Raw genomic sequence first — 1,034 nt, forward strand, 5'->3', positions numbered from 1 at the left:
TGTGGGGTTGTTTCCGGAGTTTGGTGGTCCGGGTCGGGTTGATGGTGGTGGTCCGGTGGTGCCGGGGGCTCCGTCGGGTGGTCGGTTGCAGTCGGGTGTGGATGGTGCTGCTGGGAGTTATCGGCAGGGCTGGTCTGGTGTGAGCGGGTTGGATGTCACGTCGGCGGCTGATGGGCGTTCTGCGGGTGAGCAGGGTCGTGGTGGGGCGTCGGGGGTGCGTGATTCTGCGCGGTCTCAGGCGGCGGCGATTGCGCCGGCGACCGGGACGCCGGCGGGCAGCCGGTTGATGGTGTCGACGATGGATGAGCGCCTGGGTGCGATGCAGCAGCAGATCGATGCGACCAAGGCGCAGAACAGGTTGGTGGCGGCGCGGTTGCGTCAGGTGGCCCAGGCCTATCGGTCGATGTCGGCGATGGGTGGTGGCCGCGGCGGGATGTTGGGCGGGATGGGGATGCCCAGCTTCGGTGGTGGCGGCATGCCCTCCGGTGGCGGTGGTGGTGGTATCCCCGGCCTCAACGCACTTGCCGGCCTAACCTCACTCGGCCGCAACGGCGGGTCTGCGCGAACGGTGTCAGAGCTCGCGTCCGCCCGGGCTCTGGCCGACGGTCCCTTGCCAGCGGGGAAAGCCTCTGAGGACCGGTTGCAGCGCAACACGATCCGTATCAATCGGGCTGTGTCGGCGGCGTTCCCGGAGATCAAGGAGATCGGTGGCTACCGCCCGGACTCGATGAAGTGGCATCCGCAAGGGCTCGCGCTAGACATCATGATCCCGAATCCGACGAGCCCGGCCGGTGTTGCGTTGGGTAACAGGGTTGTTGAGTTCTTGCAGACAAACCGGGAATCCCTCGGTGTCGATCACACCATCTGGCGGCAGCAGATCGACAGCGGTGGCGGACCGAAGCTCATGGGAGACCGCGGTGGTATCACCGCCAATCACTTTGACCATGTGCATGTGGCGTCGACGGGAGGTGGTTACCCGTGACCGGGTCGGTTGGTGCGTATGTGGCGCAGGTCGATCGTGTGTTGTCTGCCGG

At 66.2% G+C, this 1,034-nt stretch carries 1 protein-coding gene; it reads left to right on the forward strand.

The window, feature by feature from the left end:
• Positions 1-283 precede the first annotated feature (283 nt).
• Positions 284-982 carry a hypothetical protein gene (locus JF781_RS27960; protein WP_225341357.1) on the forward strand — a complete coding sequence of 233 codons (699 nt, stop codon included), beginning with the start codon at positions 284-286 and terminating at the stop codon, positions 980-982.
• The last annotated feature ends 52 nt before the right edge of the window (positions 983-1,034 follow it).

Source organism: Mycobacterium sp. WUMAC-067, assembly GCF_020217485.1.
Lineage (GTDB): Bacteria > Actinomycetota > Actinomycetes > Mycobacteriales > Mycobacteriaceae > Mycobacterium.